Raw genomic sequence first — 7,510 nt, 5'->3', positions numbered from 1 at the left:
CGCGATGATCCTGTCGCTGCTGTACAAGGCGACACCCGACGACGTGCGGCTGATCATGATCGATCCGAAGATGCTCGAACTGTCGGTCTACGAAGGCATCCCGCACCTGCTCGCGCCGGTCGTCACCGACATGAAGCTCGCCGCGAACGCGCTGAACTGGTGCGTCGGCGAAATGGAGAAGCGCTATCGGCTGATGTCGGCGGTCGGCGTGCGCAATCTCGCGGGCTTCAACCAGAAGATCCGCGACGCCGAGGCGAAGGAAAAGAAGATCGGCAACCCGTTCTCGCTGACGCCGGACGATCCCGAACCGTTGTCGACGCTGCCGCTGATCGTCGTCGTGATCGACGAGCTCGCCGACCTGATGATGGTGGCCGGCAAGAAGATCGAGGAGCTGATCGCGCGTCTCGCGCAGAAGGCGCGCGCGGCCGGCATCCATCTGATCCTCGCGACGCAGCGTCCGTCGGTCGACGTGATCACCGGGCTGATCAAGGCGAACATCCCGACGCGCGTCGCGTTCCAGGTCTCGTCGAAGATCGACTCGCGCACGATCCTCGACCAGATGGGCGCGGAATCGCTGCTCGGTCAGGGCGACATGCTGTTCCTGCCGCCCGGCACCGGCTATCCGCAACGCGTGCACGGCGCGTTCGTCGCCGACGAGGAAGTGCACCGGATCGTCGAATATCTGAAGCAGTTCGGCGAGCCGCAGTACGAGGAAGGGATTCTCGACGGCCCGGCCGCCGACGGCGCGACGCAGGACCTGTTCGGCGAAGCGCCCGATGCGGAAGCCGATCCGCTCTACGACGAAGCGGTCGCGTTCGTCGTGCGCACGCGGCGCGCGTCGATCTCGTCGGTGCAGCGTCAGCTGCGCATCGGCTATAACCGCGCGGCGCGGCTCGTCGAGCAGATGGAAGCGGCCGGGCTCGTGTCGGCGATGGGCATCAACGGCAGCCGCGAGGTACTGGTGCCGGCCGCGGCCGACTGACCGTTTCGGCCGCAACCGCCGGCTGCGCCGCGCGTGCCAGGTGCGCGGCCGGCCGCACGAAAGCAACAAGGGCGCCGCGAGCGCCCTTGTTCGTTGTTACTGCACCGGTACGAGCTTGAAATCGACCGGCTTGCCGACCGCCACCTTGCGCGGATTCGCGGCGAGCTGCCCGCTGCCGACGTCGCGGCCGAAGACGTAGAACGTGTCGCTATCCTGGTTGCCGACGATCAGCCATTTGCCGGTCGGATCGATCAGGAATTCGCGCGGCGTCCGGCCGAGGCTCGACTGGCGGCCGACGGTCTTCAGCCGGCCGTCGGCCTGGTTCACCGCGTAGATCACGATCTCGTTCGCGTCGCCGCGGTTGCTCACGTACAGGAAGCGGCCGTCCGGCGACAGGTGGATCGCGCCGCCGCCGACCTTGCCCTTGAAGCCGGGCGCGATCATCGACACGGTCTCGATCGGCGTGAGCTTCCCGTCGTGATAGCCGAACACCTCGACCGACGCGTTCAGCTCGCTCGTCACGTACGCGAACCGGCCGTCGGCACTGAATACGAGATGGCGCGGCCCCGCGCCGGCCTTCACCGGCGTATAGCGCGTGTCGGTCGGGCTGATCAGCCCGCGGCTGCCGTCGACCGTGTAGCGATAGCCGTAGATCTTGTCGAGACCGAGATCCTGCACGAACAGATAGCGGCCGTCGGGTGAGAACACCGTCGAGTGGACGTGCGCGTTGTCCTGCCGCCCTCTGACGGGCCCCTTCCCTTCGTGGTGCACGCTGAGCACGGCCGGTGCGACGCCGCCGTCGTCGCGGACCGGAAACAGCGCGAAGCTGCCGCCCGGATCGGCCGCGACCGAATAGTTGGCCGTCACCAGATACTTGCCGTCGGGCGACAGACTCAAATAGCAAGGATCGTTCCCCTCTGACGAAACGCGGTCGATGAACGTGAGCGCACCCGTCTTCGCATCGAAACGGAAGGCGCTGATGCCGCCGCGCTGCGTCGCGGGCCCGTTATCGCCGGGCAGTTCGTTGACCGCATACACGACGCGACCGTCGCGGCTCGGCAACAGATACGACGGGTTCACCGTCTTCGCCGACGATACCGGTGCGACACTACCGGTGCTCGTATCGAAGCGGTACACGTAGATGCCGTCGCTGCCGGTGTCGGTGTAGGTGCCGACGAGCAGGTTGTAGACGCCGTCGGCCGGTGCCGGCGATTGCTGCGCGAATGCATGGGTCGCGGACAGGGAAAGCACGAACGCGAAACCTTTCATCCAGTGAGCGAGCCTAAGCGGGAACCCTCGTGTCGAAGCGTGTGCGTCACGCTCGCGTAAACGGTTGGGCATTGAATCCTCCTTGCATCGAGTCGCTTCAAGTGTTGAGATAGGACGAAACGCCGGCCGTCATGCGCTCCGCCTTCGATCGAGTATACGGGGCGCGGCGCCAGCGCGTGAAGCTGTCCGTCCGCGGCCCGCATTGTGAACCCGAAACAAGGATTTGCCCGCCCATGCCCGCCCTGATCGAAGACTATGCCCTCGTCGGCGACGGCCACACGGCCGCGCTGATCGCAAAAGACGGCTCCGTCGACTGGCTGTGCTGGCCCCGGTTCGACTCGGGCGCCTGCTTCGCGGCGCTCGTCGGCACACCCGAGCACGGTCGCTGGCTGATCGCGCCGGCCGCCGACGTCGCGATTACGCATACGACACGCCGCTATCGCGGCGACACGCTGATTCTCGAAACCGATTACGAAAGCGCGGACGGCGCCGTGACCGTCGTCGATTTCATGCCGCCCGGCAACGGCTGGTCCGAGCTCGTGCGCATCGTCGTCGGCCGGCGCGGCACGATGAAGATGCGGATGGAACTCGTGCTGCGCTTCGACTATGGCTTCTCGATCCCGTGGGTCACGCAGCTCACGCGCGAAGACGGAATGAAGGCGATCGCCGGCCCCGACACGGTCGTGCTGCGCACGCCGGTGCCGCTCACCGGCAAGAACCTGCATACGCTCGCGGAATTCACGGTAAGCGCCGACGAGCGCGTGCCGTTCTCGCTCGGCTATGCGCCCTCGCATCTGCGGCTGCCGCCCGCGCGCGATCCGCTGTCGATGCTCGCGCGCACCGAGAACTACTGGCTCGAATGGTCGGGCCGCTGCCAGGTGCGCGGCCGCTATGCGGCCGCCGTGCGCCGTTCGCTGATCACGCTGAAGGCGCTCGCGTACGAGCCGACCGGCGGCATCGTCGCCGCGCCCACCACGTCGCTGCCCGAGAAGATCGGCGGCAACCGCAACTGGGACTACCGCTACTGCTGGCTGCGCGACGCGACGATCACGCTGCTCGCGCTGATGCGCGGCGGCTACTACGACGAAGCGCGTGCGTGGCGCACGTGGCTCGGCCGCGTGATGGCCGGATCGCCCGAGCAGATTCAAATCATGTACGGGATCGCGGGCGAGCGCCGGTTGCCCGAGATGGAGCTCGACTGGCTGCCCGGCTATCAGGATTCGAAGCCGGTGCGCGTCGGCAACGGCGCCGCAAACCAGCTGCAGCTCGACGTGTTCGGCGAAGTGATGGCCGCGCTGCATCTCGCGCGCGTGGGCGGCCTGCAGGCCGACGATACGGTGTGGTCGGTGCAGTGCGCGCTGCTCGATCATCTCGAGAAGATCTGGCAGGAACCCGACGAAGGAATCTGGGAAACGCGCGGCGGCCGCCGTCATTTCACGTTCTCGAAGGTGATGGCATGGGTCGCGTTCGACCGCGCGATCAAGTCCGCGGAGATGTTCCGCCTGCCGGGCTCGCTCGAGCGCTGGCGCGCGCTGCGCGACCGCATCCATGCGGACGTCTGCGAGAAGGCCTGGCACGACGGCAAGCAGGCGTTCGCGCAAAGCTACGGCAGCGACGAACTCGACGCGAGCGTGCTGCTGATGCCGCTGCTCGGCTTCCTGCCGCCCGAGGATCCGCGCATCGTCGGCACGGTGGAGGCGATCGAGCGGGAATTGCTGCACGACGGGCTCGTGATGCGCTACCGCACGACCGAGTACGACGACGGCCTGCCACCCGGCGAAGGCACGTTTCTCGCGTGCAGTTTCTGGCTCGTCGACAACTACGCGCTGCTCGGCCGGATCGACGACGCGCATCGGCTGTTCAGCCGCCTGCTCGCGCTGTCGAACGACCTCGGGCTGCTCGCGGAAGAATACGACCCGGTCGAGGGGCGGCTCGTCGGCAATTTCCCGCAGGCGTTCTCGCACGTCGCGCTGGTGCATACCGCGATGAACCTGATGCACCACGAAGAGGCGATGGCGCGCGCGGCCGGACAGCCGGCGCCGGCCGCCGCGACGGGCCGCTGATCGCGGCCGGTGCTATGGTAAGAGAACGTCAAATCGCAAAAATTTGATGAAAAATCCGGGAAATGTTGCATTGCACCACGGATCGTTGTCCGATATGATCGACACGACTGTCCGGCTGCACTGCAACATTGCCGGACGATGACCCACACGGCACGCCGCGACGCCCCACGCCGCCCTTGCGCACCGTCCCCCACGCGGGAGTAGTCTGCATGCTTTACCAACTGCACGAATTCCAGCGGGCGATGCTGAGCCCGCTCACGGCTTGGGCCCAGGCCGCGTCGAAGTCCTTCGCCAATCCGTCGAGTCCGTTTTCGCTGATCCCCGGCGCGCCGCGCATGGCGGCCGCGTACGAGCTGCTGTACCGGCTCGGCAAGGATTACGAGAAGCCCGAATTCAACATTCATCAGATCGTCAAGGATGGCCACAACATCCCGATCGTCGAGCAGACGATCGTCGAGAAGCCGTTCTGCCGGCTGCTGCGCTTCAAGCGCTATTCGGACGATGCCGATGCGGTCACGCAGCTGAAGGACGAACCGGTCGTGCTGGTCTGCGCGCCGCTGTCGGGCCACCACTCGACGCTGCTGCGCGACACCGTGCGCACGCTGCTGCAGGATCACAAGGTCTACATCACCGACTGGATCGACGCGCGGATGGTGCCGGTCGAGGTCGGCCCGTTCCATCTGCACGACTACGTCGAATACATCCAGGAATTCATCCGCCACATCGGTGCGCGCAATCTGCACGTCGTGTCGGTCTGTCAGCCGACGGTGCCCGTGCTCGCGGCGATCTCGCTGATGGCAAGCCGCGGCGAGGACACGCCGCTCACGATGACGATGATGGGCGGCCCGATCGACGCGCGCCGCAGCCCGACTTCGGTGAACTCGCTCGCGACGCAGCATTCGCTCGCGTGGTTCGAGAACAACGTGATCCATACGGTGCCGGCGAACTATCCGGGCGAAGGCCGTCAGGTGTATCCGGGCTTCCTGCAGCACACGGGCTTCGTCGCGATGAATCCGGAGCGCCACGCGCAATCGCACTGGGACTTCTATCAGAGCCTGCTGCGCGGCGACGAGGAAGACGCCGAAGCGCACCGCCGCTTCTACGACGAATACAACGCCGTGCTCGACATGGCCGCCGAGTACTACCTCGAGACGATCCGCGTCGTGTTCCAGGAATTCCGCCTCGCGGAAGGCACGTGGGACGTCAATGGCGAACGCGTGCGCCCGCAGGACATCAAGCACACCGCGCTGATGACGATCGAAGGCGAGCTCGACGACATCTCGGGCAGCGGCCAGACGCACGTCGCGCACGAGCTGTGCACGGGCATTCCGCAGGATCAGCGCCGCAGCCTGACCGCCGAGAAGTGCGGCCATTACGGGATCTTCTCCGGCCGCCGCTGGCGCACGATCATTTACCCGCAATTGCGCGACTTCATCCGCGAGCATGCGCCGGAGCCGAAGAACGGCAGCGCGAAGGATCGCCCGGACGCAACGGCCGGCACGTCCGACACGCCGGCCGCATCGGCGCCCGCGCTCGCGGCCGTCCCGGCCGGCCAGGCGCAGCGCGAAACCGCGAAGGCTGCGGCCACGCTCGCGAAACGCGTGCGCGCGAAATCGTCGGGTGCGCTGTCGCCGAAGGCCGCACCGGCGGCCAAGCGCGCGAGCGGCGCACGCGCGAAGCCGGTACGCGCGCGCAAGGCCGCATGACGCGCGGCTCGTTCACAGAAAAGCGCCGCCCTGCGCAAGCACGGCGGCGCTTTTTTGTCGACAAGCCGATCGCGCGGGCGCTCGTTCAGCGCCGCAGCAGATACGCGAGCAGCACTTCGGTGTTCATCCGCACCATCTCGGCGCGCTCGTCGGCTTCGCTGAAATCGCGGCCGAGCGTCGCGGCCAGCGTGAAGCGGTTCGACACGATGTAGTAGCCGAGCCCCGACAGCGTCACGTAGAAGCGCAGCGGATCGACGTCGCCGCGGAACAGCCCGGCCTTCTGGCCGCGCATCAGCACGTTGCCGAGCATCGCGACGATCGGCGACATCATCTCGCGGATGCGCGTCGACTTGTGCAGATAGCGCGCTTCGTGGAGGTTTTCGTTGTTGATGAGCCGCAGCAGTTCGGGATGGTCGCGGTAGTAGTCCCAAACGAAATGCGCGAGCCGCGTGACCGCTTCGACGGGCGGCACGCCATCGAGGTCGAGCACGCGTTCGGCTTCGGTCAGCGCGGAAAACGCATGTTCGAGCACCGCGGTGAAGAGCTGCTCCTTGCTGCCGAAGTAGTAATAGAGCATGCGCTCGTTGGTCTCGGCGCGCCGCGCGATCTGATCGACGCGCGCGCCGAACAGCCCTCCACTCGCGAACTCTTCGGCTGCCGCCATCAGGATGCGACGGCGCGTGCCTTCAGGATCTCTTTTGATTTTTGGCTGATTCATGTGGCGTTTTGCTGTGTGAGCCGCGTGATCCGGACCGGCACCCCACCGCATCGGCGCCGGCCGCCTTGGAACGGGCGTACCGCGTACAGTCGCCCTCCTGCTGCGCTCCTGCAAAAAAGCGGTTCGATTATGCGCACAGAAGGCGTCCAGCGCAATGCGGGAAATCGGCGATAATCGGGGTTTGGCAAACCGTTCCGGCCGCGTCCGACGCGGCCGAGAGCCATTCGGCGCGATTGCGCCCGTTGTCACCGTGACCGATTCCAAGACACTCGCGGATCGCATCGAAGATCTGCTTCCCCAGACGCAATGCACGAAGTGCGGCTATAACGGCTGCCGCCCGTACGCCGAGGCGATCGCCGCCGGCGACGCGAACTACAACCAGTGCCCGCCCGGCGGCGCCGAAGGCATCGCGCGCCTCGCGAACCTGCTCGGCAAGCCGGTGATTCCGCTGAATCCCGTAAACGGCACCGAGCACCCGCGTGCGGTCGCGTTCATCGACGAAAACCTGTGCATCGGCTGCACGCTGTGCATGCAGGCGTGCCCGGTCGACGCGATCGTCGGCGCGCCGAAGCAGATGCACACGATCGTGGCGTCGCTCTGCACCGGCTGCGACCTCTGCGTGCCGCCGTGCCCGGTCGACTGTATCGCGATGGTGCCCGTCACGGGCGAGCGCACGGGCTGGGACGCATGGACGCAAGAGCAGGCCGACGCCGCGCGCGAGCGGCACGATCGCCGGCTCGCGCGCCAGCGCCGCGAGCGCGACGCGGCCGAG

6 protein-coding genes are annotated in these 7,510 nt (G+C 66.7%); 4 read left to right on the top strand and 2 right to left on the bottom strand.

Going from position 1 to position 7,510, the window contains the following annotated elements; translation table 11 throughout:
* Positions 1-982: DNA translocase FtsK (locus HMPREF3115_RS32635; protein ID WP_256276310.1), on the top strand; the 982-nt coding region annotated here is incomplete at its 5' end.
* 96 nt (positions 983-1,078) lie between these two features.
* Here the strand turns inward: HMPREF3115_RS32635 and HMPREF3115_RS20555 are convergent.
* Entirely contained in the window at positions 1,079-2,251 is a 1,173-nt protein-coding gene (locus HMPREF3115_RS20555; RefSeq protein ID WP_006398714.1) for a lactonase family protein, read from the bottom strand.
* Between the two features lie 233 nt (positions 2,252-2,484).
* On the opposite strand from HMPREF3115_RS20555, the gene HMPREF3115_RS20550 reads away from it, so the two are divergent.
* Positions 2,485-4,314 (top strand): glycoside hydrolase family 15 protein, encoded by a 1,830-nt coding sequence (locus HMPREF3115_RS20550; protein ID WP_006398712.1) that lies wholly within the window; start codon positions 2,485-2,487, stop codon positions 4,312-4,314.
* 209 nt (positions 4,315-4,523) lie between these two features.
* A complete protein-coding gene (locus HMPREF3115_RS20545) occupies positions 4,524-6,020 on the top strand; it encodes a polyhydroxyalkanoate depolymerase (protein WP_053296991.1) in 1,497 nt (498 codons plus the stop codon).
* Positions 6,021-6,105: 85 nt separating this feature from the next.
* On the opposite strand, the gene HMPREF3115_RS20540 is transcribed toward HMPREF3115_RS20545, so the two are convergent.
* Positions 6,106-6,738, bottom strand: coding sequence for a TetR/AcrR family transcriptional regulator (locus HMPREF3115_RS20540; RefSeq protein ID WP_006398710.1), 633 nt, complete (start codon positions 6,736-6,738; stop codon positions 6,106-6,108).
* Positions 6,739-6,892: 154 nt separating this feature from the next.
* On the opposite strand from HMPREF3115_RS20540, the gene rsxB reads away from it, so the two are divergent.
* On the top strand, positions 6,893-7,510 hold a 618-nt coding region (rsxB, locus tag HMPREF3115_RS20535; RefSeq protein ID WP_083302263.1), incomplete at its 3' end, for an electron transport complex subunit RsxB.

The organism is Burkholderia sp. HMSC10F09 (assembly GCF_001806955.1).
Classification (GTDB): Bacteria; Pseudomonadota; Gammaproteobacteria; order Burkholderiales; family Burkholderiaceae; genus Burkholderia; species Burkholderia multivorans.
The sequence above is the reverse complement of the archived record's forward strand: the minus strand, read 5'-3'. Positions and strand labels throughout refer to the sequence as shown.

Bases quoted from the DNA above. Each gene is read 5' to 3' on its own strand.
- HMPREF3115_RS20540 (WP_006398710.1), bottom strand. From the start codon at position 6,738: ATGAATCAGCCAAAAATCAAAAGAGATCCTGAAGGCACGCGCCGTCGC.
- HMPREF3115_RS20550 (WP_006398712.1), top strand. From the start codon at position 2,485: ATGCCCGCCCTGATCGAAGACTATGCCCTCGTCGGCGACGGCCACACG.
- HMPREF3115_RS20555 (WP_006398714.1), bottom strand. From the start codon at position 2,251: ATGAAAGGTTTCGCGTTCGTGCTTTCCCTGTCCGCGACCCATGCATTC.
- HMPREF3115_RS20545 (WP_053296991.1), top strand. From the start codon at position 4,524: ATGCTTTACCAACTGCACGAATTCCAGCGGGCGATGCTGAGCCCGCTC.